This window comes from Bacillus sp. FSL W8-0770, from assembly GCF_038008705.1.
Taxonomy (GTDB): Bacteria; Bacillota; Bacilli; order Bacillales; family Bacillaceae_G; genus Bacillus_A; species Bacillus_A cereus.
This window is the reverse complement of the sequence record NZ_JBBOZR010000001.1, coordinates 2,578,401-2,603,576: the sequence shown is the minus strand read 5'-3', so window position 1 is coordinate 2,603,576 and position 25,176 is coordinate 2,578,401. Positions and strand designations below refer to the sequence as shown.

Below are 25,176 nucleotides of genomic sequence, written 5' to 3'. Positions count from 1 at the left end.
TGTATATTAATATGATAATGAAATGAGGGAAGAAAAATGGTCCATGTGAAGGATGTATTAGCAGATCAATTGTTGGCGAATGCAAACGATCCCAGTTGGTATATTCCATTTTCAGATGCAGTTAAGGGTTTGTCTGAGAGGGAAGCTTTCTGGAAACCGAATGAAGAGAGTAATAGTATAGCCGAAATCGTACAACATTTACTGTATTGGAACTCTACGTGGCAAACTAGGTATAAAGAATCAAATGTGAATGCAGTACCCGCTATTGGAGATAATAACAAAAGTTTTATGCTTTCAGATAATCAAACTTTCGATGAATTACGGGAAAAACTACTAAAAAAACTGTTACAATGGAAAAATCTTATAAATGAAGAAAAGGTTGAAAGTGATGTAGTAGGATTTCCTGTTTCTGCAAAGTGGTGGGAAGTGTTAGCGAATGTAACAACTCATAATGCATATCATATTGGCCAAATTATTTACATCCGAAAATTACAGCGGAGCTTTGATAATGAATAAAATAATAGTTCTCAAATTAGGTGAACAAAAGTGGACAAAACGAGACAGATGTCTCATTTTGTCCACTTTTTTATTATGAAAGAAAAGAGAAAACCTATTAAATCAAGGATTAGAATTTGGCACGGTACTTGCAATATAACAGACGAACAAGAAAATAGGAGGGCTGGACATGTTAAAAACAACTGAAAGTAAAGGGAATGAAATTACGAAAGAACAAGCTCGTTGGATGTACGAAAAAATGTTAGAGATTCGTAAGTTTGAAGATAAGGTGCATGAATTGTTCGCACAAGGCGTTTTGCCAGGTTTCGTTCATTTATACGCAGGTGAAGAAGCGGTAGCAGTTGGTGTATGTGCCCACTTAACGGATAGTGACAGTATTACAAGTACACATAGAGGTCATGGACATTGTATCGCAAAAGGTTGTGATTTAAATGGTATGATGGCTGAACTTTTCGGGAAAGCGACAGGATTATGTAAAGGTAAAGGCGGTTCCATGCATATTGCGGATTTAGATAAAGGAATGCTTGGTGCTAATGGCATTGTAGGCGGGGGTTTCCCACTTGCTTGCGGTTCAGCATTGACAGCTAAATATAAAGGAACAAAAGATGTAAGTGTTTGTTTCTTCGGTGACGGAGCAAATAATGAAGGAACATTCCATGAAGGGGTTAATTTAGCGGCGATTTGGAAGTTACCAGTTATTTTTATTGCAGAAAATAACGGTTACGGTGAAGCAACTACCTTTGAATATGCTTCAAGTTGTGATTCTATTGCGGATCGTGCAAAAGCTTATAATATTCCAGGCGTTCAAGTAGATGGAAAAGATCTTCTAGCTGTATATAAAGCTGCTGCAGAAGCAGTGGAACGTGCGCGTAATGGTGATGGTCCAACAATTATTGAATGTATGACATATCGTAATTACGGTCATTTTGAAGGTGAAGCGCAAACATATAAAACATCAGAAGAAAAAGAAGAACATTTAAATGAAAAAGATGCGATTGTGAATTTCCGTAAGCATTTAATTCATGAAGGTTTATTAACGGAATCTGAACTTGTTGATATGGAAAAAGCAGTAGATGATGCAGTACAAAGATCCATTGAATTTAGTGAAAATAGTCCATACCCAGACGATGAAGAATTATTAAAAGATGTATACGTTTCTTACAAATAAGAGGAGGGTGAAAAATTATGACTAGAACAGTAAGTATGTCAACTGCAATTAATGAAGCGATGAAAATCTCAATGCGTCGTGATGAAAATGTAATTTTAATAGGTGAAGATGTTGCAGGCGGTGCACAAGTTGATCATCTGCAAGATGATGAAGCTTGGGGTGGTGTTCTTGGTGTTACGAAAGGACTTGTACAAGAGTTTGGCCGAAATCGTATATTGGATACACCAATTTCTGAAGCGGGTTATATGGGAGCTGCGATGGCAGCTGCTGCAACTGGGTTACGTCCGATAGCTGAGTTAATGTTTAATGATTTTATCGGTAGTTGTCTTGACCAAGTATTAAACCAAGGTGCGAAATTCCGTTATATGTTTGGAGGTAAAGCAAAAGTACCCGTTACAGTACGTACGATGCATGGTGCTGGTTTTAGTGCAGCAGCTCAGCATTCACAAAGTTTGTACGCATTATTTACGAGCATACCAGGTATTAAAGTTGTTGTTCCTTCCACGCCGTATGATGCAAAAGGCTTATTATTAGCAGCAATTGAAGATGATGATCCAGTAATCTTCTTTGAAGATAAAACACTTTACAATATGAAAGGTGAAGTGCCGGAAGGGTATTATACAATTCCTTTAGGAAAAGCAGATATTAAACGAGAAGGTTCTGATGTAACAATTGTCGCAATCGGAAAACAAGTTCATACAGCACTTGCAGCTGCAAAGCAATTATCGAAAAAGGGGCTTGAAGTAGAAGTAATTGATCCACGATCTTTATCACCGCTTGATGAAGATACTATTTTATCATCTGTTGAAAAAACAAATCGTCTTATCGTTATTGACGAAGCGAATCCAAGATGTAGTATCGCAACAGATATTGCGGCAATTGTAGCGGATAAAGGTTTTGATTTGTTAGATGCACCTATTAAACGAATTACAGCACCACATACACCTGTTCCGTTCTCACCACCACTTGAAAAGTTGTATTTGCCAACGCCAGAAAAAGTAATTGAAACTGTATCAGAAATGATTGGAGACCAATCTTTATTACATGTGTAATAAAACGATGAGAAGGGAGAGAGACACATGGCTGTAGAAGTTGTAATGCCGAAGTTAGGTATGGCGATGAAAGAAGGTATTATTACGAGCTGGAATATTAAAGCAGGCGATAATGTAGCAAAAGGAGAACTGATTGCTAGTATTAATTCAGAAAAAATTGAAACGGAAATTGAAGCGCCAGCTGATGGTACGGTACTTGATATAGCTGTAAGTGAAGATGAAGGAGTGCCGCCTGGTACTGTAATTTGCTACATCGGTAAACCGAATGAAAAAGTAGAAATGCAGGAAAGCACACATGTTATAGAAGAAAAAACATCTAATATAGAAGTACAAAATATACAAAATCAAGAACCAAATGGGAAAGAAGTATCGAAGCAAAGAATTAAAATTTCACCTGTAGCGAAGAAAATTGCAAAGTCTGAAAATCTGGATATCAAGGCATTAGTTGGTACAGGTCCTGGCGGAAGGATTACAAAGGCAGATGTATTAAAGGCGCTAGAAGAAAGAGTAGCAAATCCAGAAGTACCTGAACAAGAAGAAAGTACAGTCGTTCCTGTTACTGGTATGAGAAAAGCAATTGCGAGTCGTATGCATGCAAGCTTACAAAATAGTGCGCAATTAACATTAACGATGAAAGTAGATGTTACAGATTTAGTTGCATTACATAAAGACATAGCGGAAGTTGTACAAAAACGATACGAAAACAAACTAACCATTACGGATTTCGTTTCTCGTGCTGTTGTATTAGCGCTTAGAGAGCATAAAGAAATGAACAGCGCTTATATAGATGATGCAATTCATCAATTTGAACATGTGCATTTAGGCATAGCAGTCGCATTAGAAAAAGGATTAGTCGTTCCAGCTATTCGCTTTGTAAATAATTTATCTTTAGTAGAGTTGTCTAAAGAGATTAAGGATATGGCACAAAAGGCGCGAGCAGGTAGCTTAAGTAGTGATGATATGCACGGAACGACATTTACAATTAGTAATTTAGGTAGCTTTGGTATTGAATATTTCACACCTGTATTAAATACACCTGAGACTGGTATTTTAGGTATTGGCGCAATTGAACATGTTCCTGTATATAAAGGGAAAAAATTAAAAAAAGGTAGTATGTTACCTTTAAGTTTAACATTCGATCATCGTGTACTAGACGGTGCACCAGCAGCTGCATTTTTACGCACAATTAAATATTATTTAGAAGAACCTATAACAATTCTTTTATAAAGAGAAGGTGAGAGAATGAGTAAATTAGTTGTAATTGGAGGCGGACCAGCTGGATATGTAGCGGCAATTACCGCGGCTCAAAATGGAAAAGAGGTCACTCTTATTGATGAAGCTGACCTTGGCGGAACGTGTTTAAATGTTGGGTGTATGCCGACGAAATCATTGTTAGAAAGTGCAGAAGTGCATGACATTGTGAGAAAAGCGAATGATTATGGGGTTACGCTTAATACAGGAAGTATATCAATTGATTGGGATCAAATACAGGCGAGGAAATCACAAATCGTAATGCAACTCGTCCAAGGAATACAATATTTAATGAAGAAAAATAAAATTAAAGTTATAAAAGGAAAAGCGAAATTCGAAACGGATCATCGTGTGCGAGTTGTACAAGGAAATAAAGAAGAAGTAGTTGATGGAGAGAGCTTTATTATCGCAGCTGGTTCCGAACCTACAGAATTACCATTCGCTCCGTTTGATGGAAAATGGATTTTAAATAGTAGCCATGCGATGTCTCTTGAGAGTGTACCATCTTCATTGTTAATCGTTGGCGGTGGTGTAATAGGATGTGAGTTTGCAAGTATTTATAGTCGCCTTGGGACAAAAGTTACGATTGTTGAAATGGCACCGCAATTATTACCAGGTGAAGATGAAGATATCGCACATATTTTAAGAGAGAAATTAGAAAGTGATGGCGTAGAAATATTTACAGGAGCTGCTTTAAAAGGATTAAATAATTATAAGAAGCAAGCTTCATTTGAATATGAAGGTAGTATCCAAGAAGCTAACCCGGAATATGTTCTCATTTCTGTCGGCCGAAAACCACGTGTACAACAATTAGATTTAGAAAAAGCAGGGGTTCAGTTTTCAAATAAAGGGATTGCTGTGAACGAACATATGCAAACGAACGTATCACATATTTACGCAGCTGGTGATGTGATCGGTGGAATTCAGCTTGCTCACGTTGCCTTCCATGAAGGAACGACAGCAGCATTACACGCAAGTGGAGAAGACGTGAAATTAAATTATCACGCTGTGCCTCGATGTATATACACAGCTCCAGAAATAGCTAGTGTCGGGTTAAGTGAAAAAGGTGCAAGAGAACAATATGGTGATATTCTCATCGGAGAATTTCCTTTTACAGCGAACGGAAAAGCTCTTATTTTAGGAGAACAAGTAGGGAAAGTAAAAGTCATTGTGGAACCTAAATACCAAGAAATTGTAGGGATTTCTATTATCGGTCCTTATGCAACTGAACTTATTGGTCAAGGAACCGTAATGATTCATACAGAAGTTACCGCTGATATAATGAGAGATTATATTGCAGCACATCCAACTTTATCTGAGGCTATTCATGAAGCGTTAATGCAAGCAGTAGGACATGCTGTACATGCTTAAATAGAAATATGATAAACCACTATTCTCTAAATGAAAGAGAGAATAGTGGTTTGAATTTTTATAGAAGAAATTAAATGTCTTATTACTATTTAATTTCAATCGCTGAAGTAATATCGTTCCAATCAGCAGCTAAATTAGCAGTTTTACCGTACCAATCAGCGTGTTTAAATAAAACGCCTTTTCCATATCCTTGTGTTGAAGTGTGCTCCCAAAGTGTCGTTGAATAACTTGCAGAAGGTGACGCCGTACTTACAGAAGAAATTCTGTCATTCCAGCTAGACGGTAAGTTTTTAAATCCGCTGCTCCAGTAAATATATTGGCCACCTTTATCTTTATGTTCATAAAAATCAGTACTACCAGCACCGCTACCTAAAGGATTAATTTTATTTTTAATTGCTTTTTTATCCTTTTCAATATACGCATCTAATGTTTCACGACTAGTAAAACCGTAAGCTAGCCAATCCCCATTTTCATTTTGCTCTGGTAATACCATAGTAATTTGGATATTTTTCTTATCTTGATCATTTAATTTTGCAAATGAATTAACATTTTGTTCATCCACTTTTAAATAATCAAATGACTTAATTGTGTTGCTTTTTTCTTCAGCACTTACCGCACCTAGTCCTCCAGTTAATGCAAAACCCGCTACTAATGTTCCTGCTACTAATTTCTTCAACATATAACCATCCCTTTTTGTTTGAATTTTTGTACAGGTGAATCTTGTACAGCTAAAATGTATTCTAATTTTATACTTTTGTAAATATTCTGAAGTTTTAGAAATAATAGGCGGAATATTTACAGTTTTACATTTTTTCTTTAGAAAAAATAGTTATTGGAATGATATAATAAGTGGATATATTGTTTTTACCAGATTTAAAAATGTTTTAGGAGAGGTATCATTGAAATATTTTACAAGAGATTGGTATAAAAAAAATGCAAGTTTTAGAATTTGTAAGTTTTATAGAGTCTATAAAAGAATGGTCAGAAATGGATATACAAAGTTTAAAGGAAGAAATAGAGGAAAGGAAAATAGATTTATTAAAATTCCTTCCTGAATCGATATACTCAATTATACAAAACATCACAACTAATTCAAAATACCCATCTGGTGAACTGAAAAAACGTATGCGAGAGTGGTCAACAGATTATGAGAAAAGAGTGGCACAATTAGATCAATCATACGTAGAATATTTTAATTCCATTGAGAAAAAACTTCCGTCAAATGTCGCTCAGTTACACAAGACATCACTACACGATAGTGTAATTAAAGTAGTAAAGAGAGAATCAGAATATACTTTGTCTATCGTATTAGATTGCAGTGGTACTTTTAGTGAATTTGATAAACTTGAAGTAACCTTTATAGGAGTAACAAAGTGTTCTATGCCGGAAAACTTTGAAAATGCTTGGTGGTTATATCATGAAATAGCTCTTACTGAAGATGGTTTTGAACTAGGTGTTTTATTTGACTCTCCATTTAGAGAAGTGACGATTTTCGCGGCAGATGTATTACTTGTGAAGAAATAATGTTGTATGGAGTATTACAAACGTTTGACATAATAAAAAAATAAAGTTATTGTAGATACATGAAGTCTACAATAGGAGCTGTATTATGAAATATTCTAAAGCTACAAATTATGCTCTTCATACAATGCTTTTTCTGGCAAAGGCTACACCAAATAAGTTAGTTAGTGTTCACCAATTAGCAGAAATGCAAAATGTTTCACCAACGTACTTGTCTAAAATACTAACTAAGTTGACGAAGGAAGGGATGATACATTCATCATCTGGTCCAAAGGGCGGTTACTCGCTTAGTAAGAATTGGGAAGATATTTCATTTTTAGATATTATACATGCAATTGAAGGTAAAACATCATTGTTTGAATGTTGTTTACATGACAAACCTGGATGTTTAATTAATGAAGTAATGCTCGCAGCAGAAGAGAAAATGGAAGAAGAGTTACGAAATCAAAAAATCGTAGATCTTGCGAAAAAAATAAAAGTGGATTTTTAATCTGATTTTATTTTTAAATTAATTAAGGATAAAAAGACTCTTTGATATCTTTAATTGTAGTTAGAAAATGATATGAAGAAGGAGAGAAGATGATGACTAAATTTTGGAATGATCGATATAAATCAGATGAATATTTTTACGGGGAAGAACCTAATACATTTATTAAAGAACAAGCATTTCGTTTAGCAAATCACAATAAAGTAATAGCATTTGCGGAGGGAGAAGGTAGAAATGCTGTATTTCTAGCAAGACAAGGGAACGAAGTAACAGCTATTGATTATTCGGAAGATGGATTAGAGAAGACAAAAAAATTGGCAGAGAAGCATAATGTAAACGTGCATACAAAAAAAGTAGATTTATTAGCTGATAGTTTGCCAGAAAATGAATATGATGCAGCAATTATGGTATTTGGACATTTTCATGATGATTATAAAAAAATGATATTAGGTAAAATGATACAAACGATAAAGCCTGGTGGTTTAATTATGTTTGAAGTTTACTCAAAAAAACAAATAAACTATGGTACTGGTGGACCAAAAGATGTTGATATGCTGTATGATCCAATTGATATTCTTACTTGGTGTGAAGAACATAAGGTAATTCATTTCTTTAATGGAGAACAAGAGCGAGTTGAAGGGAAAGGGCACACTGGTTTAGCTGATGTTATTCAAGTTGTTATTAGAAAATGAATATAAGTGTTAATGAAAGGTAAATGTATGAATGTAAAAAGACCAGTCATGTAAGACTGGTCTTTCTATTTAGATACTAAATTATCAAGCTTCCAATATGTATTTGTTAACGGCGCAGCTTTGCTATCTATGTATAAATACATATTATTTAAATCTTTTGGTGAAGTTTTCAGTTCAAACACAACGTCAGTAGTTAAAGAGAATTCGTGTGGAACATTTTTATAGTGCTCGTCATCTATCGGATGAGCTTCACCTTCATATTTCTGACCAGTTTTTTCATCTTGTATGAAATATTTTATTTCCGAAAGATCAATAGTTTGTCCATCGTCCCGAACATTATTAATCATAACACGAGTAGTAAGGCGCCGCTCTTTGTCTATTTTTTCAAACTTTGCATTTTCAACTGTTGCTCTATAGTATTCGTTTTTAACTATTTCTCCATAGTGCATTGCATTCTTTTCGAGAGCGCTCTTTTCTTGTTTTGATGTAGTATTGCTATTACATCCTGTTAATATTCCAGTAAATAATAATGCTGTACATGTCGTTTTGATTAATGATTTCATAGTAATCCCTTTCTGTATTAAAAAGTAAAACATAGGAATAATTTTACATCAACAGGAAGGTAAATGGAAGTATTTTTGCGTAATATACAGATATACATTTATTTGGTTGGCAAATTATTGGGATAGAAAGAGGGAGAAGGCTGTATAAAACGGAATAAATAAGAACTGAAAATATTGTAAAACAGAAGAGGCATACATATAATTAAAATAAAGTTTAAGTTTCTGAATCTTCAATAACGGTGGTGATAACATGTTTACTGAAGAACGTCGAGAGAGAATCTTAGAACTACTTAATACAGATGGAAGAGTAATCGCAAAGGAACTTGCGGAAAGATTTGAAATGTCTATTGATTCTATAAGAAGAGATTTGTCTATTATGGAAAAGGATGGTTTATTAAAAAGAACGCACGGAGGTGCAATTGAACTTACGCGAGTGAGGAACTTAGCTGCGGAACCAGCTAAACGTTATAGTGATAGCTCAATATATGAGGACACAATTGCAAAAGTTGCGGCATCTTATATACAAGAAGATGATTCTATTTTTATTGGCGGGGCTTCCATTCATAATGCGATGCTGAAATATTTACCGGAAGTATCATTTACGGTTATTACGAATTCTATAGAAATAGCTGGTCATCTAAGAGAATATAAGAACATCGATACATATTTAATTGGTGGAAAAGTAAAGCCTTCAGGAAATATTACTGATACATTTGCCTCTGAATTGATAAGTAGATTTTCTATTGATTTTTATTTCTCTACAGGTGGAGGCATTTCATTACAAGGTATTAGTACTGCAACACCTGAAGTTGCTTATTTTAGTAAAAGAGTAAGTGAAATTGCTAGAAGAAATATTTGTTTAGCTCCGCATAATAAACTTGGAATAGATTGTTTTATAAGAGGAGAGTCTCTAAAAGAAATTGACCTTATTATAACTGACGAAGAGGCTAGTAAAGAAACTGTTCAGGAATTTGAGAAACAAGGTAAACAAGTTGTAATAGCGCCATTATATTCATTTGAAAGGAGTTTGACATGATTGTAAAAGAGCAAGAGTTTCATATAAATGGATTAACTTATACAATTCGTTCTGCAGCTGAGAAAGATGCTGAGCAGTTATCGAAAATTAGAGTTCAGATTGATGGAGAAACTGAAAATATGGATAGAGATGCTGGAGAGGGATTTATAGATGACCTAGGGTTTCAAAAAATAATAAAAACAGATAGTGAAGAAACGAAGAATCTCTTTTTAGTTGTAGAAGTGCACAATCGAATCGTTGGATTTTCAAGGTGTGAAGGATCAAATTTTAAGAGATTATCTCATAAAGTGGAGTTTGGTGTTTGCATTTTAAAAGAGTTTTGGGGATATAGAATGGGTAAGAGTCTATTGCAACAATCTATTAAATGGGCTGACGAAAATGCAGTAAATAAAATATCTTTACAAGTATTAGAGACAAACGAGAAAGCTATTCATCTTTATAAAAAATTAGGTTTTGAAGTAGAAGGCATTTTGAAAAATGACAAAAGACTATCGGATGGAAAGTATTATAATACGGTAGTGATGGGAAGATTTACTAATACTTTTCATAAAAGAGGGGAAGAGGTATGTTTTACAGAAGGAAGTACTATGTAGTGAAAAATGAATTCATAGAAGTATTTAATGATCATTTCAATCACACGAACTTACCTAATCAATTAAAGCATGGTTCTAGGCTAATAGGACGCTGGATGAAAGATAATAAGAATGGTACGTCTGAAGTATTTGCCATATGGGAATATGATAGTTATGAACAGTATAATGAAATAGAATCGAAAATTAGAAGTGACGAGAGGCATATTAAAGGAATACATGAATGGTATGAAAACCATGGCGGGAAAGAATATGTTTTACAGGAGTACATAGTAGAGATGAAAAATGAAGAGTTAGTATGTACTGTAAAGTAACAGAGGGGTGAGGGATAAGAGAAATTAAAACAAAATTATATTTTAGTTTAGCATCCACTATTTTATTTGCAATAGCCGTGATTGTTTTCTTTATAAATGGTAATCCACAAAAGTGGTTTTGGTTATGTATTTTCTTTGCGTCCATTATACAAAATATAGTGCTACTAAAAAAGAATAAAGAAGTGCATTAAGATATTCAAATTATTAACATATTTGTGTCGTCTTGCTAGTTGTATTGAAAACGCTTTTATTCAGTTTTATAATAAAAGTATGTTTTATAAATCTCCAAAACAATTAAAAGGGAGATGATACAATGTTAGCTTCACCGTTTTACTTACATACATGGAAAAAGTTTGTTAATGAAGGTGTTCTTGATTCAAATCGCATAAATCAAAGAATTTCAGAATCGTGGCATCGATGTAAACAGGCTAATGTTAATCCTCACATGAATAAAGGTCAGAAAATTTCGTCTTCTAACATTTTTCAAGAACAAAAGAAAAAGAGTGAAATTTTCCTTGATATCGCATTACCTCAAATACAAAATATGAGAAAAACCATTGATGAACTACAAATGATGGCATTATTAATCGATCCAGATGGTTATGTTCTATCGTTAAGTGGAAATAAACAAACGTTAAAGCGAGCGAAACATATTAATTTTATTGAAGGTGTAAAATGGACGGAATCAGCTGTTGGCACAAATGCAATTGGAACAGCGCTAGAAATTGAAGAAGCTATTATGATAAGTGGTACTGAACATTACACCGTGGCATCTCATAGCTGGAGTTGTGCGGCTGCTCCCATTCATAATGATGATGGGAAATTAATTGGTATTCTAGATTTCTCCTGTCCAATTGAATTTTCGCATCCATATATGCTCGGTATGGTAACTTCAATTGCACATGCGATTGAACGTGAATGTAGTATTCGAGTACATCAAAATGAACTACATTTAATCCATCGTTTTTTAGATGTAATTGACAGTGATGAACAAGTTGTCATTTGTAATCATCGAGATATTATCGTTTCTGCAAGTAAGAAGGTTCGAGAACGAGTTTCTAATTGGTCACGAATGAAACTTGAAGATTTAATGCAATATGGATTGAAATCTAAATTAGAAGTACCAGTATATAGTAATGATAGAATGATTGGGAAATGTATTTATGTAAAGGAAAATAAACAAGGAAATTTATTTTCAACTTCCCCATTTATAAACGGAATTACTTTCCCAGGAGTGATTGGGACAAGCAATGCATTTCAACATACTTTAGAAGAAATTAAGCTTGTAGCTCCAACTGACGCTAGTGTATATGTTTGTGGTGAGACAGGAGTAGGAAAGGAATATGTTGCGAGAGCGATTCATGAAAATAGTCCAAGAAAAGAGGGGCCCTTTATAGCTGTTAACTGCGGTTCTCTTCCTAAAGAATTAATGGAAAGTGAATTGTTCGGTTATGCTGAAGGTGCATTTACAGGTGCACGACGTCAAGGATATAAAGGGAAATTTGAACAAGCAAACGGAGGAACATTGTTTTTAGATGAAATTGGTGAAGTACCACCAGAGATGCAAGTAGCATTATTGCGTGTTTTACAAGAACGCACAATAACTCCAATTGGGAGTTCAAAATTGGTACCAGTAAATATTCGTATTATTACTGCCACACATAAAGATTTACTACGGTTAGTAGAAGAAGGGAAATTCCGTCAAGATTTATATTATCGTTTGCACGTTTATCCGTTATATGTTCCATCGTTAATAGAAAGAAAAGAGGATATCCCATATTTTATACAACACTTTTGCGAACGGAAGAATTGGAATGTTGTATTTCCAAAGAGTATATACAATCAATTTTTACAACATACATGGCCCGGAAATATTCGGGAACTAGTAAATGTATTAGAACGCATTTACATTTTGTCGCAAGGACGGGAAATATGCGAAAAGCAAGTCGCTTTTTTGCTGCAAACAATGAGGGGGAATCAACAACAACTTGAGTTACAAGTTGAAAATAAAACAGAACATACATTACATTTTCGCGAAAAAATACAGCGTGATAGCATGATTGAAGCATTACAAAAGACAAATGGAAATGTTTCGTTAGCTGCAAAACTATTAAATGTACCCCGTAGTACATTTTATAAACGAATGCAAAAATATAAGTTATAAAGTAGATTTTTGCAATCTACTTTTTCTTTGTGGGCTCATGTTCTGTCGGAACGTGCGCTTACCGGGGAAATAATAGAATTGTTAGAAATTAATTTCCGGAAGGGGGACTTATGTGAAGTATATTGAAATTGGCATCGGGAATAGGTGGTTTGTTCGAACGGAAACTGAAAATAAAGATGGGACTGAATTTGAAGAACGAGGTATTATAAAACCTATTTATTTTGAGTCTTTATACGTACGTATTTGGTTTCGGAAAACTTGTTTTATTTTTGATACGAAAGAGGGTTTTAAGAAAGATAAGAAGAGAAGGGTTGAATATAAATTTATTGTTGGAATTGTAAGTAGACTGAATAAAGAAAAAGTGGGCTAACATGCGTAGTTATATTGGACAGGAAATTCTTTTGACTTATATCAAATTCATGAAAAGCACATTTACTAAATATAAATTGTTAATAAAACCGCTAAGAAAACTTAGCGGTTTCTTTTTAAAAAGGGGGGATTTGCGTATGAATAGGATCGTAACTGTTTTACTTGCAATTATTATAATGGGGTATTCCATTTATAGTTGGAATGATACTTCGGAACTGAGTATGCTAATTTTACAAACGCTTTTAGGGTTTATGTTAGTTAGCTTAGGCGTGCAAAATTTAAAAAATAACGAAAAAGAAAATAGAAGTATAGGGATTGCTTTACTACTCGTGGCTTTGTTTTTAATTGTTGTATCTTTAATAAAATATTTTGTATGAATAAGTTTTTAAATTAATAAAAAATGATTATTTATTGAATCCCCCTCACAATAAAAAGTTAAAATTCTACTTGTATTTCACTATATAAAATATGGCATAATGATTTAGTTAAAATAGAAATGGATAGGGTATTTGAGAGGGGCAGTATAATGAGTTTTGCAATTGAAATAGTAATAAAAGCACCATTGGATGTTGTATTTGACTACATAATAGAAGATGAAAAAATAAAAGAATGGAATACGTTTATAATAGAAAATCGCTATCCTTCAAATATGGATAAAGAGAATCCACGTGTAGGAGATAAATATATTACTGTTCAAAAAGTCGGTAAGAAAATATTCGAGGCTGAAGTAGAAATCCTTGAATACGATGCACCGCATATTATTTCACTTGGTAGTGAAATGAAGCAAGGATATTCAGCAATGACTTATATGTTAGAAGAAGATGAGGAAGGTACAGCACTAACATTAATTTCAGAATATGAACCTAGTAATTTTTATTATAAAATGATGTATAAGTTAACAGGCTGGATTTCACGAGGTTTAACTATAGAACAAATGGAACGTCTAGCAGAATGTGTAGAAGCTGCTTATAATAAAGAAAATTAATATTAAAGACATATTAAGAGAAAAACGTTACTCAAAGGATTGAGTAACGTTTTTATTATTTGAAGATTTTTCATTGAAAATTTTAATAGCTCGTTCAAATATTTCTTGATCAATACGAAATCTTTCTGTTATCCAATAAGTAAGTTCAAAAGAGGTAAGGTTATGTTCTTTTTTCTTACCTTGGAAATATTGTTTTAAAACATTATCATTTATAGAAGTTGGAATGCCATCGATATAACCGAAAATTTGAATTTTCTTTAGTACAGGAGATGTACGCCAATCGTTAGACCTTGAAATAAGTTCTTTCATACTTGATAAGTGTATTGGTTCTGTGTGTAAGGTTTTTGTGGGACCTGGATTTCTAGTAATTTCAATACTATTATTTGAGATTTCATAAGTGAAAGTTTCTCTTACATTACTTACTTGAAAAGATTCATAAAGTGGGTAAGCTTGGAATAAAGGCGCGCAGTAACCAACATCGACATAGTAAGGTTTGTCTAAGTTAACTTGTAAGCATAAATGTCCGGGGTCCATATACATATAATGAACATCAAAACCAAGATTTGATAATAACCAATGGAATCCAATCGAGTGCGTCCAACAAGTACCGCCCAGACCTTTTGTTGTAATGCGGTTTATGTATGTCTCAATGGAAGGGAAATAATTACCTGTTTCATTACCTTTTTCCTAGTCGATTATTTTAGTAAGAGTTTCCCACTTTACTTTTTCTTGATGAGCTTTAATAAGCTCATTTAAAAACTTTAAGCTAGTAGGCTGTTTTGTCGTACCTAAAAATGATAGGAAGCTATTTACTAGTTGTACTTGGGTCATTTTCTTATCCTTTCTATATAGAAATTGCTATTGGTATTATTATACAATAGGTGTCAGAAAATACAGTTGTTTATTATTGGAGTGGGAGAGAATTATATGTCGATGTCGCTATATTATAAAAAAATCCGTGAGCAATTAGGCTGTGAACTAATTCTAATACCGAGTATAGCTGCTGTTATTAAAAATGAGCAAGGGAAAATCTTATTTCAATATCCTGGTGGAGAATACTGGAGTTTGCCAGCTGGAGCAATTGAACCTGGAGAAACTCCAGAAGAAGCAGTAATTCGGGAAGTATGGGAAGAAACAGGATTGAAAGTACAAGTAAAAAAACAAAAAGGGGTATTTGGAGGGGAAAGGTTCCGTCATATATATCCGAATGGCGATCAAGTAGAATATATTGTTGTTGTGTTTGAATGTGAAATTACTAGTGGAAAACTGAAATCGATAGATGGTGAATCTTTAAAACTACAATATTTCTCATTTTCTGAAAAGCCTCCTTTAGCACTACCATACCCGGATAATATATTTTTATAGATGTAAAATAGCACACCTTATTTATTGAAGGTGTGCTATTTATATAACCCGGTCGTATACATCTCCGTTAACGTATACACAATTTCCTCTAATTTAATCTTTTTGTCATTTTGCATAATAGTCCAAAGAAACGATTCATTCATCGCGAACCAACCGCGTGCTACAATCTCTTTATTTAAATTAGGTTGTGCCAATCCACTTTCTTGAGAGTATGTAATATCCTGTGTAATGCTTGTTATAAAACGTTCCCGAATCTCATCCCATTTTTGCCGTATTTCTCTTGATAATCCTATTGCTTCTTCTACAACTTGCAAAATAGCTCGTTCTTCATCTGCTAATTGCAGGAATGCTCTAACTTGATTTTGGATCATTATACGTGCTTCTTCTTTTGTTTGTGGAGAAAAAGAGCGCTCAGCGATATTATAAAAACGATTCATAACATCTTCCATTAAACTAATTAGGAGATCATCTTTGTTTTTGAAGTATACATATGCTGTTCCGTAACCAGTTTCTGCATGTTTAATAATTTGCGTAATTGTCGTTTTTTGAAATCCGTTACGTATAAAAATAGTGTAACCAGAGTGTAATAGTTTCTTCTTCGTTTCTAAGGAGCGGTGTTTTCTTGATGAAAGGGTACTGTTTTTCAAAGAATCACCTCTTTATACTGAAATATCTGAAAATATAACTGTATTGTAAAAGAAATTCATATATAAAGTCAACTGACATAATATCATTGACGTTGTATCAATTGAGGTGATATATTTCAATTAGTTAGAATAAAAAGAAAATTAAGAGAAGGTGACACCATGTATAAAGAACCATTTCAACCGAATTATGAATATGCGCTTGAATGTGATAAACATGATGAACTGAAAGATTTTCAAACTGAATTCTATAAAAAAGAAGGAACGATATATTTAGATGGAAATTCATTAGGACTACTTTCAAAAAGAGCAGAGAAATCATTACTTACGTTGCTAGATTCGTGGAAAGAGTATGGCATTGACGGCTGGACAGAAGGTGAGCACCCGTGGTTTTTCCTTTCAGAGAAATTAGGTAAACTTACAGCCCCTCTTATTGGTGCTTTACCGGAAGAAACTATTGTAACCGGTTCTACAACTACAAATATACACCAAGTTATTGCGACGTTTTACGAACCAAAAGGAATACGTACAAAAATACTTGCGGATGAATTAACTTTCCCATCAGATATTTATGCACTTCAAAGTCAAATTCGTTTAAAAGGATTAGATCCAGAGGAGCATTTAGTAAGAGTGAAAAGCCGAGATGGTAGAACACTTTCTGAAGAAGATATTATCCATGCGATGGAAGATGATATCGCTTTAATTTTATTACCTTCTGTTTTATATAGAAGTGGTCAAATTCTTGATATGAAACGTTTAACAACGGAAGCTCATAAACGCGGTATTCACATTGGATTTGATTTATGCCATTCAATAGGATCTATTCCGCATCATTTCAAAGATTGGGATGTCGATTTTGCTGTTTGGTGCAATTATAAATATTTAAATGCAGGACCTGGTAGTGTTGCAGGCCTTTATGTAAATAGTAAACATTTTAATAGACTGCCAGGATTGTCTGGATGGTTTAGTTCTAGAAAAGATAAACAGTTTGATATGGAGCATACATTAACAGCTGCTGATCATGCAGGTGCTTATCAAATTGGTACACCGCACGTATTAAGTACAGCACCATTAATTGGTTCACTTGAAATTTTCAAAGATGCTGGTATTGAACGTTTACGTGAGAAATCTTTACATATTACGAGATACATGCTGAATTTAATTGGACATGAATTAAAAGATTTCGAATTTACAATTGGAAATCCATTAGAGGATGAAAAACGAGGTGGGCACATTTATTTAGAGCATGCAGAAGCAGCACGTATATGTAAAGCACTAAAAGCAAATGGAGTAATTCCAGATTTTAGAGCACCAAATGGGGTGAGACTTGCGCCGGTCGCTTTATATAACACATACGAAGAGGTGTGGAAATCTGTACAAATATTAAAGAAAATTATGAAAAATGAAGAGTATAAGCAGTTTGAAAATAAGCGAGAGGTTGTGGCATAAATATGAAAACATCAGAGTGGATTGATATTTCACAACCGCTAAATAATGATATTGCAACGTGGCCAGGAGACACACCGTTCTCATATGAAGTTTCATGGTCAAAAGAAGAAAGTGGCTCGGTAAATGTTGGAAAGTTAACGATGAGTATTCATACAGGCACTCATATTGATGCACCATTTCATTTTGATAATGATGGAAAGAAAGTATTGGATTTAGATGTTCAAGTTTATGTTGGCCCAGCACGGATTATTGACGTTTCTAATCTTGAAAGCATCGGGGAAAAGGAATTAGAAAGCTTTCATTTAGAAGGTGTAGAACGATTATTATTACGTACATCTTCACATGGAAAAGCTGAAGAATTTCCAGATGTGATCCCTCATTTACGTGCAGACATAGCACCTTTTCTTTCGGAGAAAGGTATTCGTTTAATCGGAGTAGATGTACCATCAGTTGATCCGCTAGATGATAAAGAATTAGCAGCGCATCATCAATTATTTAAACATGGAATTCATATTTTAGAAAATGTCGTACTAGATCATGTAGCAGACGGTGATTATGAACTTATTGCATTACCACTTGCATTAACTGATGCAGATGGAAGTCCAGTTCGAGCCATTATTAGACCAATATAAGTAGAATCATATAAAAGGGGCGTTTGGCTAATATGAAAGAAAATGAAAAAGTAATTATGGAAAAAGGGATTCATACGGATTTTAAAGAGAATATGACGTATGGGGAGTATTTACAATTAGATAGTTTACTATCTTCTCAAAAAAGATTATCGGACCATCATGATGAAATGTTATTTATCGTTATTCACCAAGCAAGTGAGCTTTGGATGAAGCTCATTTTAAATGAGCTAAATGCGGCGATTGAATCTATTAAACAAGATAAATTACAACCAGCTTTTAAAATGTTAGCACGTGTATCAAAAATTCAGTCTCAAATTATTCAATCTTGGGATATTCTTGCGACATTAACACCATCAGAATATATTGAGTTTCGTGATTCACTCGGTCAAGCTTCAGGTTTTCAATCGTATCAATATCGTATGATTGAGTATGCACTTGGCTATAAAACGCCACACGCATTAAAAATTTATGAAAAGGATCCAGAATTACATGCACGACTTCATAAAGCGCTACATGCACCAAGTCTATATGATGTCGCGATTCAAGCATTAGTAAAAGAAGGATTCCCTATTCATAAAGATGTGTTAAACCGTGATATTACGCAGCCTTATGAAGAAGATGCAACAGTAGAAGCAGCATGGTTGGAAGTGTATGCGGATGTGAAAAAATATTGGAATTTATATCAGCTTGCTGAAAAATTGATTGATATTGAAGACTGGCTACAACAATGGCGTTTCCGTCATATGAAAACAGTAGAAAGAATTATTGGACATAAAATGGGTACAGGTGGATCCTCCGGTGTTTCTTATTTAAAGCGAGTACTTGATCAACAATTCTTCCCAGAGCTTTGGAATGTTCGTACGAAATTATAAAAATAAACCTGTCAGTTCATTATGGCTGACAGGTTTATTTTTATTTGAGCACAATTATGTTTAAAATGAAGGAACAAGATATAATAAATGGAGTAACTATTTAAACGGAGGTAAAGTTTTTGGATTTCAAGCAACTAGAAAATAAATTCGAAAAGAAAAAAGTGAATACATTTCTTGTTTATCAAAAAGGGGAATTAACAACTGAGTATTATAAAACACCCGAATGTGCAAATAACTTATATAAAATAAATTCGATTACAAAAAGTATCGTATCTTTATTAATTGGTATTGCAGTTGATAAGGGCTATATAAATGATATACATACACCGATCACAGAGTGGATTGAAAATGTACCTAGGGGAAAACATAATTTAACACTATATCACTTATTAACAATGACTACTGGTGAGGACTGGAAAGAGTTTGGGAATGGAGTAGTATTCCCAAATGACTTTGTAGAATCAGAGAACTGGGTACAGTACATATTAGAAAAGCCAATAATTGAAGAACCTGCTACAAAAATGAATTATAATTCAGGTTCTTCTCATTTACTGAGCTATATTATTCAAGAAGCTACTGGAATGTCGACAGAGCGGTTTGCAAAGAAATATTTATTTAATCCATTAGAAATTAACGAATACGAGTGGCAACAAGATCCGCAGGGTATATATGTCGGCGGCTTCGGTATGAAAATGAAATCTACCGATTTATTAAAATTAGGAAAATTATGTTTGCAAAATGGATATTGGAATGAAAAAGAAATTGTATCAGCGAAATGGTTAGAAGAGTCAAGTAGGGCGCATTTTGAAACATATGAACATGTCGGCGCATATGGATATCACTGGTGGGTATTACATACCGAAAGATTTCACATACCGTATTGTATATATTTCGCTATGGGATACGGCGGACAATACATCGTTATCATTCCTCAGTTAGAAGTAGTAGCTATTATAAGTAGTCATATGCCAAAACGTGGGCTCGTTCCATTAAAACTATTTATTGAGCATGTACAGGGAAATTCTAATTATATATAAGAAAAGGAGGGAATGTATGAAGGATGAAAAAATTTTATCTTTATTTAGATTCTGTTTAAGTCTTCTAGTATGTAGCGCCATTATTACGCAATTCATAATTAGGGCACAAGTGAAACCGTTCAATCCAGTTAACTTTTTTAGTTTCTTTACTATCGAAAGTAACATTTTAGTTGCATGTATTCTCCTTTTAAGCAGTATCGGAACAGCTACATTTGGTCGCTCAGAACAGTTTAGTATACTTCGTGGTGCGGCAACGGTATACATACTTACGACAGGACTCGTTTATTTTTTGTTACTAAGAGGGTTAGAAGAGTCACTTCAAACGGCAATACCATGGGTAAATACTGTGCTACATTATATCATGCCGATTGCAATGCTTTTAGATTGGATTTTAAATCCACCTATTAAGAAAATCACTTGGAAACAATCTGCAAGTTGGCTCTTATTCCCGTGTTTTTACGTTGTATATAGCTTAATACGTGGCCCAATCGTGAATTGGTATCCATATCCGTTTTTAGATCCAAGAATAGGTGGGTATGGTAAAGTACTTTTATACAGTATAGGGATAGCAGTTGTAATTGGCTCTATTTGTATATTGGTAAGATTTTTAGGGAATCGAAACTTTAGGAAAAAATTTTAGAAATGCAAGAACCCCCACTGTGTCTGTTTTAACAGTGGGGGTTTCACTTTATCCAGCTATTTGTCGGGCTGCCCGTAAAAGTCCGATTGGTGAGGGCGGATGATTAGTGGGAGATGAACAAAACCCCCACTGATTAAAGTTTCACTTTATCTACTCGTCTTCTGAAACGACAACTTTATAAATTTCTCCGTCTTCGTTTCAAATTCTACATCAACAAAAACACCGTATTCTTTTCCGTTCTCACGTAACCACAATTTAAATTTTTCAACAGTTATTTGAACTGTTTTTGGTTTTCTACCTATATGAAGATAGTCAATAATTTCTGCTTTTGGGTATTGTTCTTTCGTCTTTTCTACGGCAAGCTTACCCCATTTGGCATACGGCGGCTGCGCATGAACAATTGATGAGCCTGTATATATATTTGAACATGTTGTTAGGAACAGAATGACAAGTGCGACACGCTTTAACAATTTCTTCATGATGAACTCCTTTTATCTTTTTTGTATATTGTTTACATATTTTTTCAACGATATGAGTTTGGATTTTTTTGTCTTCTTTACATAAAAGCGAGGCTTTTACAAAACATAACCAAGAAATCATTTCCGTAATTAAGGAGGGAAAATTATGCACAAAAAGGCTATTTTTAAAATAGCAGTTTTACTTGCGTTCATAGGACTGTCTTTAATGGTCAGTAGTATACAACTAAAGAATGTAGAAGCTTTTTCTAATCAAGTCATTCAAAGAGGGGCATCTGGCGAAGATGTCATTGAACTGCAATCTCGTTTGAAATATAACGGATTTTATACGGGAAAAGTGGATGGTGTTTTCGGGTGGGGTACATATTGGGCACTTCGGAATTTTCAAGAGAAATTCGGATTACCCGTTGACGGTTTAGCTGGAGCTAAAACGAAGCAAATGCTCGTGAAAGCAACGAAGTATGACAAGTCAACTGCTAATAAAGGGACGACAACGAATAAAGGAAATAGTGGTGGCACTGCACAAGAGAATAAACCACCTCAAAATAAAGGGACAAATGTGCCGAACGGTTATTCTCAAAATGATATTCAGCTTATGGCAAACGCAGTATACGGAGAATCACGCGGTGAACCATATTTAGGACAAGTTGCAGTAGCTGCTGTCATTTTGAACCGTGTTACAAGTGCGTCATTCCCAAATACTGTTTCAGGTGTAATCTTTGAGCCTAGAGCATTTACAGCGGTAGCCGATGGACAAATATATTTAACGCCAAATGAAACAGCAAAAAAAGCAGTTTTAGATGCGATTAATGGATGGGATCCAACAGGAAATGCTTTATATTATTTCAATCCAGATACTGCGACTAGTAAATGGATTTGGACTCGTCCACAAATTAAAAAAATCGGTAAACATATTTTCTGTAAATAGAGCGGAGGTGGGACAATGTTACGAGGTATTATCATTGTATTATTAACAGTAGGTGTAGTAGGAACAGGGTATTGGGGCTATAAAGAGCACCAAGAGAAAAATGCGGTTTTAATTCGAGCGGAAAATAGCTATCAACGTGCGTTTCATGATTTAGCATACGAGGTTGATTTGTTGCACGACAAAATCGGGACAACGCTTGCAATGAATTCACGTGCATCTTTATCACCTGCATTAGCAGATGTATGGAGAATAACATCTGAAGCTCGTTCGGATGTAGGGCAACTTCCTTTAACGTTAATGCCTTTTAATAAAACGGAAGAATTTTTAGCGAATATCGGTGATTTTAGTTATCGTGCGGCTATTCGTGATTTAGAAAAAGAGCCGTTAAATGATCAAGAATATAAAACATTGGAAACTTTATATTCAAATGCAGGAAATATACAAGATGAACTAAGAAAAGTACAACATCTTGTTTTGAAAAATAATTTACGCTGGATGGATGTTGAGATGGCACTCGCATCAAATCGTGATCCTGCAGACAATACAATTATTGATGGATTAAAAACTGTAGAGAAAAACGTAACATCGTATTCGTCTACAAACTTCGGACCGACCTTTACTAGTGCGCAAAAAAATAAAAAAGGTGGATTTGAAGCAGAAGGAAAAGCGATTTCTAAAGATGAAGCGGCGAAAATTGCCAAATCGTTTTTGAATTTAAAAGGAAATGAAAAAGTAGATGTAGAGAAAAGTGGAAAAGGTGCGAAAGAATCCTTCTATAGTGTGAAAATTAAAGATGAAGCAACGAACAATGAGTTCTATATGGATATTACCGGAAAAGGCGGATATCCAATTTGGGTTATGAATAACCGCGAAATTAAAGAACAGAAAGTTAGTTTAAACGATGCAGGAAGTAAAGGTTTGAAATTTTTAAAGGACCATAAGTTTAATAATATGGAGCTTTATGATAGCTCTCAATATGATAATGTTGGTGTATTTACGTATGTAGTAAATGAAAATGGAGTACGAATTTATCCAGAAGCAATCCAAATGAAAATTGCTTTAGATGATGGTTCTATCGTTGGGTTCTCCGCAAAAGAATATTTAGCGTCACATCAAAAGCGAACAGTTCCATCGGCAAAGCTAACTGCAGCAGAAGCAAGAAAGAAAATCAATCCAGATGTTAAAGTTATGGAAGAACGTAAAGCTGTCGTAGTAAATGATTTGCATAATGAAGTACTTTGCTATGAATTTGTAGGCACTTTAGGAAAAGATACGTACCAAATATTCATTAATGCTAATAGCGGGGCCGAGGAAAAGGTAAAGAAAATGCAAGCTGTTGAAAAAATTTATGATTAAATTTTAATAGTAAAGTGGTGAGAATAATGAAGAGCCTAATATATATGTTGATGCTTTGCTTGTTTATAACTGGATGCAGTATTGGAAAAAAGGACAATCCAAACGAAAAACCAGAGCAAAAAAATGTTTCGATGAAAAATGTTAACTATACAAACAAATCAAATAAACCAAATGAAAAAGCAGCAGATCATTTAGCATCTTTAGCGGCAAGTGTGCCAGGTGTGAATGATGCAACCGCGGTCGTTGTTGGAAAATATGCTATTGTAGGTATTGATGTAAAAGCAAAACTTGATCGAACTCGAGTTGAATCAATTAAATACTCTGTTGCAGAAAGTTTAAAAAATGACCCTGACGGTGCTAATGCAGTCGTTGTAGCAGATGTTGATACGTATGAACGCCTCAAACAAATTGGAAAGCAAATAAAAAAAGGAAAAACAGGTGAAGGTATACTAGATGAATTAGCCGCTATTGTGGGCCGAGTAATGCCACAAGTTCCAAATGATATGATAGAAAATAGAGAAACGAATCCAATTAAGGATAATGATAAACAATTACCAAAAGATGAAGAACAAGAGTTAAGAAAAGAACAGAATGATCAATCAAATAATCATTTGAATAAATGAAATTAGCCTCGTACTTAATTGTACGAGGTTTTTAAATATAATATTAAATATTCAGTTTATTTTTAAGGGAAAATATGGTTTAATTATGAGGGGAGGGACAACTGTTATGATGAAAAAAAGCGCATGTATATTGTTTAGTTTATGCTTAGGTTTCAGTATGACAGCGTGTGAACAGAGAAAAGAAGTGAAAAATCAAACAGCAACTTCTTCTACTGTGATGGAAAGGCAACAGAAAGAGTCTATCAATATAAATCATTTCTCGAGTATAAATGAAGGGATGACTTATACAGAAGTGAAAGGTTTAATTGGTTTTGAAGGAGATTTACTTATAGAAGAAGGGGTAGAACATTCTCCACAAATTAAACAAATTTTTGCTTGGAAAGGAAACAATCCAAATTCATTTGTTGAAATTACTTTTTTAGATGGAAGAGTGCATTCAAAAGCACAGCAAGGTATAAGTTAATAAGCTAAAAAATGGGAGAGTTTAGCATGAACATACACACAGGGGAAATTCAATTAGTTCCGTATAAGGAGAAATATAAAGAAGTTATACAAACATTTACTTTACCAAGTGAACAAGTTCAGTTTACATCAGATCCAAGCGCATTACTGGAGAAAGCAAAAAGTGATCGTACAAAAAATGTGATTATTATTTTAGATTACAATGGGGTACCGGTGGGTCTTTTCGCATTGCAAACAGGCGATAGAGTACAGGAATTTACAGACAATAAAAACGCTTTACTTTTAACCTCATTTTCTATAAATCACAATAGACAAAGAAAAGGATACGCTAAAAAGTCATTGTTATTATTAGACGAGTTTGTAAAACGTTATTTTCCAATAAAAAATGAAGTTGTACTTGCTGTGAATGAAAGAAATATTCCTGCACAAAATTTATATGCAAAAGTCGGCTTCCAAGATAAAGGTTTTAGAAGAATGGGACCAATAGGCCAACAAATAATAATGCATTTGTCAATAATGAAATAATGAGATAGAAAACTTACTCTTGAATATTCATGTAGTAGGTTTTTTTATTTTAATAATATACAATATATGTATATAAAATGAAATAGAA

General features: G+C 34.1%; 29 protein-coding genes and 2 pseudogenes. 26 read left to right on the top strand and 5 right to left on the bottom strand.

What is annotated here, in order from left to right:
- Positions 1 to 36: 36 nt before the first annotated feature.
- From NST27_RS13355 to lpdA, 5 genes are all read left to right on the top strand, one after another.
- Positions 37 to 516: a DinB family protein gene (locus tag NST27_RS13355; protein WP_000233786.1), complete on the top strand. Its 480-nt coding sequence runs from the start codon at positions 37 to 39 to the stop codon at positions 514 to 516.
- A 169-nt stretch (positions 517 to 685) separates the two neighbouring features.
- Positions 686 to 1,684, top strand: a complete 999-nt coding sequence (gene acoA / locus NST27_RS13350) for an acetoin:2,6-dichlorophenolindophenol oxidoreductase subunit alpha (RefSeq protein ID WP_000921275.1) — start codon at positions 686 to 688, stop codon at positions 1,682 to 1,684.
- Between the two features lie 17 nt (positions 1,685 to 1,701).
- Positions 1,702 to 2,736 (top strand): acetoin:2,6-dichlorophenolindophenol oxidoreductase subunit beta, encoded by a 1,035-nt coding sequence (gene acoB, locus NST27_RS13345; RefSeq protein WP_000198898.1) that lies wholly within the window; start codon positions 1,702 to 1,704, stop codon positions 2,734 to 2,736.
- Between the two features lie 27 nt (positions 2,737 to 2,763).
- Entirely contained in the window at positions 2,764 to 3,963 is a 1,200-nt protein-coding gene (locus NST27_RS13340) for a dihydrolipoamide acetyltransferase family protein (protein WP_000257763.1), read from the top strand.
- A 15-nt stretch (positions 3,964 to 3,978) separates the two neighbouring features.
- Positions 3,979 to 5,358, top strand: a complete 1,380-nt coding sequence (gene lpdA, locus NST27_RS13335; protein WP_044584533.1) for a dihydrolipoyl dehydrogenase — start codon at positions 3,979 to 3,981, stop codon at positions 5,356 to 5,358.
- Positions 5,359 to 5,443: 85 nt separating this feature from the next.
- Here the strand turns inward: lpdA and NST27_RS13330 are convergent, their stop codons facing one another.
- Entirely contained in the window at positions 5,444 to 6,037 is a 594-nt protein-coding gene (locus NST27_RS13330; protein WP_000914430.1) for a hypothetical protein, read from the bottom strand.
- Positions 6,038 to 6,257: 220 nt separating this feature from the next.
- Between NST27_RS13330 and NST27_RS13325 the strand changes: the two are divergent.
- The 3 genes and pseudogenes from NST27_RS13325 to NST27_RS13315 all read left to right on the top strand — a co-directional run bounded on the left by NST27_RS13325 (position 6,258) and on the right by NST27_RS13315 (position 8,058).
- Positions 6,258 to 6,882 (top strand): annotated as a pseudogene (locus tag NST27_RS13325) (DUF4085 domain-containing protein).
- Positions 6,883 to 6,967: 85 nt separating this feature from the next.
- Complete coding sequence (locus tag NST27_RS13320; RefSeq protein WP_000877650.1) at positions 6,968 to 7,369, top strand: Rrf2 family transcriptional regulator; 402 nt, start codon at positions 6,968 to 6,970, stop codon at positions 7,367 to 7,369.
- Between the two features lie 89 nt (positions 7,370 to 7,458).
- Entirely contained in the window at positions 7,459 to 8,058 is a 600-nt protein-coding gene (locus NST27_RS13315) for a class I SAM-dependent methyltransferase (protein WP_001987438.1), read from the top strand.
- A 65-nt stretch (positions 8,059 to 8,123) separates the two neighbouring features.
- Here NST27_RS13315 and NST27_RS13310 read toward each other — a convergent pair whose 3' ends face one another.
- Positions 8,124 to 8,621, bottom strand: coding sequence for a hypothetical protein (locus tag NST27_RS13310; protein ID WP_000838470.1), 498 nt, complete (start codon positions 8,619 to 8,621; stop codon positions 8,124 to 8,126).
- Positions 8,622 to 8,871: 250 nt separating this feature from the next.
- On the opposite strand from NST27_RS13310, the gene NST27_RS13305 reads away from it, so the two are divergent.
- The 7 genes from NST27_RS13305 (at position 8,872) to NST27_RS13275 (ending at position 14,079) form a co-directional block, all read left to right on the top strand.
- A complete protein-coding gene (locus NST27_RS13305; RefSeq protein ID WP_000493657.1) occupies positions 8,872 to 9,657 on the top strand; it encodes a DeoR/GlpR family DNA-binding transcription regulator in 786 nt (261 codons plus the stop codon).
- The gene (locus tag NST27_RS13300) at positions 9,654 to 10,250 is read left to right on the top strand and encodes a GNAT family N-acetyltransferase (protein WP_000635677.1); all 597 of its coding nucleotides are present in this window, start codon (positions 9,654 to 9,656) and stop codon (positions 10,248 to 10,250) included. The genes NST27_RS13305 and NST27_RS13300 overlap by 4 nt, the downstream gene beginning before the upstream one ends.
- Positions 10,223 to 10,561: an NIPSNAP family protein gene (locus NST27_RS13295; RefSeq protein WP_000499983.1), complete on the top strand. Its 339-nt coding sequence runs from the start codon at positions 10,223 to 10,225 to the stop codon at positions 10,559 to 10,561. The genes NST27_RS13300 and NST27_RS13295 overlap by 28 nt, the downstream gene beginning before the upstream one ends.
- Positions 10,562 to 10,874: 313 nt before the next feature.
- Entirely contained in the window at positions 10,875 to 12,725 is a 1,851-nt protein-coding gene (locus NST27_RS13290) for a sigma-54-dependent Fis family transcriptional regulator (RefSeq protein ID WP_000881434.1), read from the top strand.
- Positions 12,726 to 12,837: 112 nt separating this feature from the next.
- Entirely contained in the window at positions 12,838 to 13,095 is a 258-nt protein-coding gene (locus tag NST27_RS13285) for a DUF3977 family protein (protein ID WP_000873842.1), read from the top strand.
- Between the two features lie 136 nt (positions 13,096 to 13,231).
- Positions 13,232 to 13,471, top strand: coding sequence for a DUF3953 domain-containing protein (locus NST27_RS13280; RefSeq protein ID WP_001080074.1), 240 nt, complete (start codon positions 13,232 to 13,234; stop codon positions 13,469 to 13,471).
- Between the two features lie 149 nt (positions 13,472 to 13,620).
- On the top strand, positions 13,621 to 14,079 hold the full coding sequence (locus NST27_RS13275) for an SRPBCC family protein (protein WP_000006412.1): 459 nt from the start codon (positions 13,621 to 13,623) through the stop codon (positions 14,077 to 14,079).
- A 27-nt stretch (positions 14,080 to 14,106) separates the two neighbouring features.
- Here the strand turns inward: NST27_RS13275 and NST27_RS13270 are convergent.
- Positions 14,107 to 14,910: pseudogene (locus NST27_RS13270) on the bottom strand (arylamine N-acetyltransferase).
- 96 nt (positions 14,911 to 15,006) lie between these two features.
- On the opposite strand from NST27_RS13270, the gene NST27_RS13265 reads away from it, so the two are divergent.
- Positions 15,007 to 15,444, top strand: a complete 438-nt coding sequence (locus NST27_RS13265) for an NUDIX hydrolase (RefSeq protein ID WP_000062913.1) — start codon at positions 15,007 to 15,009, stop codon at positions 15,442 to 15,444.
- 35 nt (positions 15,445 to 15,479) lie between these two features.
- On the opposite strand, the gene NST27_RS13260 is transcribed toward NST27_RS13265, so the two are convergent.
- Positions 15,480 to 16,091, bottom strand: a complete 612-nt coding sequence (locus tag NST27_RS13260) for a TetR/AcrR family transcriptional regulator (RefSeq protein ID WP_000798552.1) — start codon at positions 16,089 to 16,091, stop codon at positions 15,480 to 15,482.
- A gap of 159 nt (positions 16,092 to 16,250) precedes the next feature.
- Between NST27_RS13260 and kynU the strand changes: the two genes are divergently transcribed.
- From kynU to NST27_RS13235, 5 genes are all read left to right on the top strand, one after another.
- Positions 16,251 to 17,537 carry a kynureninase gene (gene kynU, locus NST27_RS13255; RefSeq protein ID WP_000276260.1) on the top strand — a complete coding sequence of 429 codons (1,287 nt, stop codon included), beginning with the start codon at positions 16,251 to 16,253 and terminating at the stop codon, positions 17,535 to 17,537.
- A gap of 2 nt (positions 17,538 to 17,539) precedes the next feature.
- Positions 17,540 to 18,169 (top strand): arylformamidase, encoded by a 630-nt coding sequence (gene kynB, locus NST27_RS13250; protein WP_000858059.1) that lies wholly within the window; start codon positions 17,540 to 17,542, stop codon positions 18,167 to 18,169.
- Between the two features lie 32 nt (positions 18,170 to 18,201).
- Positions 18,202 to 19,041, top strand: coding sequence for a tryptophan 2,3-dioxygenase (kynA, locus tag NST27_RS13245; RefSeq protein ID WP_000661974.1), 840 nt, complete (start codon positions 18,202 to 18,204; stop codon positions 19,039 to 19,041).
- A gap of 119 nt (positions 19,042 to 19,160) precedes the next feature.
- Positions 19,161 to 20,078: a serine hydrolase domain-containing protein gene (locus NST27_RS13240; protein WP_000346257.1), complete on the top strand. Its 918-nt coding sequence runs from the start codon at positions 19,161 to 19,163 to the stop codon at positions 20,076 to 20,078.
- A gap of 16 nt (positions 20,079 to 20,094) precedes the next feature.
- Positions 20,095 to 20,718, top strand: coding sequence for a Pr6Pr family membrane protein (locus NST27_RS13235; protein ID WP_000650951.1), 624 nt, complete (start codon positions 20,095 to 20,097; stop codon positions 20,716 to 20,718).
- 146 nt (positions 20,719 to 20,864) lie between these two features.
- Here the strand turns inward: NST27_RS13235 and NST27_RS13230 are convergent, their stop codons facing one another.
- Complete coding sequence (locus NST27_RS13230; RefSeq protein ID WP_000734903.1) at positions 20,865 to 21,197, bottom strand: DUF3889 domain-containing protein; 333 nt, start codon at positions 21,195 to 21,197, stop codon at positions 20,865 to 20,867.
- Between the two features lie 145 nt (positions 21,198 to 21,342).
- On the opposite strand from NST27_RS13230, the gene sleB reads away from it, so the two are divergent.
- The 5 genes from sleB (at position 21,343) to NST27_RS13205 (ending at position 25,088) form a co-directional block, all read left to right on the top strand.
- The gene (gene sleB / locus NST27_RS13225; protein WP_000549033.1) at positions 21,343 to 22,122 is read left to right on the top strand and encodes a spore cortex-lytic enzyme; all 780 of its coding nucleotides are present in this window, start codon (positions 21,343 to 21,345) and stop codon (positions 22,120 to 22,122) included.
- 15 nt (positions 22,123 to 22,137) lie between these two features.
- Positions 22,138 to 23,478 carry a germination protein YpeB gene (ypeB, locus tag NST27_RS13220; RefSeq protein ID WP_000943710.1) on the top strand — a complete coding sequence of 447 codons (1,341 nt, stop codon included), beginning with the start codon at positions 22,138 to 22,140 and terminating at the stop codon, positions 23,476 to 23,478.
- Positions 23,479 to 23,504: 26 nt separating this feature from the next.
- Positions 23,505 to 24,101, top strand: a complete 597-nt coding sequence (locus NST27_RS13215) for a YhcN/YlaJ family sporulation lipoprotein (protein WP_033689706.1) — start codon at positions 23,505 to 23,507, stop codon at positions 24,099 to 24,101.
- A 106-nt stretch (positions 24,102 to 24,207) separates the two neighbouring features.
- Positions 24,208 to 24,564, top strand: coding sequence for a hypothetical protein (locus NST27_RS13210; RefSeq protein WP_061662091.1), 357 nt, complete (start codon positions 24,208 to 24,210; stop codon positions 24,562 to 24,564).
- An 11-nt stretch (positions 24,565 to 24,575) separates the two neighbouring features.
- Entirely contained in the window at positions 24,576 to 25,088 is a 513-nt protein-coding gene (locus NST27_RS13205; RefSeq protein WP_002005185.1) for a GNAT family N-acetyltransferase, read from the top strand.
- Positions 25,089 to 25,176: the final 88 nt, after the last annotated feature.

Coding starts and splice junctions, on each gene's coding strand:
- NST27_RS13290 (WP_000881434.1), top strand. CDS start 10,875: ATGTTAGCTTCACCGTTTTACTTACATACATGGAAAAAGTTTGTTAAT.
- NST27_RS13265 (WP_000062913.1), top strand. CDS start 15,007: ATGTCGATGTCGCTATATTATAAAAAAATCCGTGAGCAATTAGGCTGT.
- NST27_RS13210 (WP_061662091.1), top strand. CDS start 24,208: ATGATGAAAAAAAGCGCATGTATATTGTTTAGTTTATGCTTAGGTTTC.
- NST27_RS13295 (WP_000499983.1), top strand. CDS start 10,223: ATGTTTTACAGAAGGAAGTACTATGTAGTGAAAAATGAATTCATAGAA.
- NST27_RS13315 (WP_001987438.1), top strand. CDS start 7,459: ATGATGACTAAATTTTGGAATGATCGATATAAATCAGATGAATATTTT.
- kynU (WP_000276260.1), top strand. CDS start 16,251: ATGTATAAAGAACCATTTCAACCGAATTATGAATATGCGCTTGAATGT.
- acoB (WP_000198898.1), top strand. CDS start 1,702: ATGACTAGAACAGTAAGTATGTCAACTGCAATTAATGAAGCGATGAAA.
- NST27_RS13215 (WP_033689706.1), top strand. CDS start 23,505: ATGAAGAGCCTAATATATATGTTGATGCTTTGCTTGTTTATAACTGGA.
- acoA (WP_000921275.1), top strand. CDS start 686: ATGTTAAAAACAACTGAAAGTAAAGGGAATGAAATTACGAAAGAACAA.
- NST27_RS13305 (WP_000493657.1), top strand. CDS start 8,872: ATGTTTACTGAAGAACGTCGAGAGAGAATCTTAGAACTACTTAATACA.
- NST27_RS13235 (WP_000650951.1), top strand. CDS start 20,095: ATGAAGGATGAAAAAATTTTATCTTTATTTAGATTCTGTTTAAGTCTT.
- ypeB (WP_000943710.1), top strand. CDS start 22,138: ATGTTACGAGGTATTATCATTGTATTATTAACAGTAGGTGTAGTAGGA.
- NST27_RS13320 (WP_000877650.1), top strand. CDS start 6,968: ATGAAATATTCTAAAGCTACAAATTATGCTCTTCATACAATGCTTTTT.
- NST27_RS13355 (WP_000233786.1), top strand. CDS start 37: ATGGTCCATGTGAAGGATGTATTAGCAGATCAATTGTTGGCGAATGCA.
- NST27_RS13205 (WP_002005185.1), top strand. CDS start 24,576: ATGGGAGAGTTTAGCATGAACATACACACAGGGGAAATTCAATTAGTT.
- NST27_RS13300 (WP_000635677.1), top strand. CDS start 9,654: ATGATTGTAAAAGAGCAAGAGTTTCATATAAATGGATTAACTTATACA.
- lpdA (WP_044584533.1), top strand. CDS start 3,979: ATGAGTAAATTAGTTGTAATTGGAGGCGGACCAGCTGGATATGTAGCG.
- NST27_RS13275 (WP_000006412.1), top strand. CDS start 13,621: ATGAGTTTTGCAATTGAAATAGTAATAAAAGCACCATTGGATGTTGTA.
- NST27_RS13280 (WP_001080074.1), top strand. CDS start 13,232: ATGAATAGGATCGTAACTGTTTTACTTGCAATTATTATAATGGGGTAT.
- kynA (WP_000661974.1), top strand. CDS start 18,202: ATGAAAGAAAATGAAAAAGTAATTATGGAAAAAGGGATTCATACGGAT.
- kynB (WP_000858059.1), top strand. CDS start 17,540: ATGAAAACATCAGAGTGGATTGATATTTCACAACCGCTAAATAATGAT.
- sleB (WP_000549033.1), top strand. CDS start 21,343: ATGCACAAAAAGGCTATTTTTAAAATAGCAGTTTTACTTGCGTTCATA.
- NST27_RS13340 (WP_000257763.1), top strand. CDS start 2,764: ATGGCTGTAGAAGTTGTAATGCCGAAGTTAGGTATGGCGATGAAAGAA.
- NST27_RS13330 (WP_000914430.1), bottom strand. CDS start 6,037: ATGTTGAAGAAATTAGTAGCAGGAACATTAGTAGCGGGTTTTGCATTA.
- NST27_RS13310 (WP_000838470.1), bottom strand. CDS start 8,621: ATGAAATCATTAATCAAAACGACATGTACAGCATTATTATTTACTGGA.
- NST27_RS13230 (WP_000734903.1), bottom strand. CDS start 21,197: ATGAAGAAATTGTTAAAGCGTGTCGCACTTGTCATTCTGTTCCTAACA.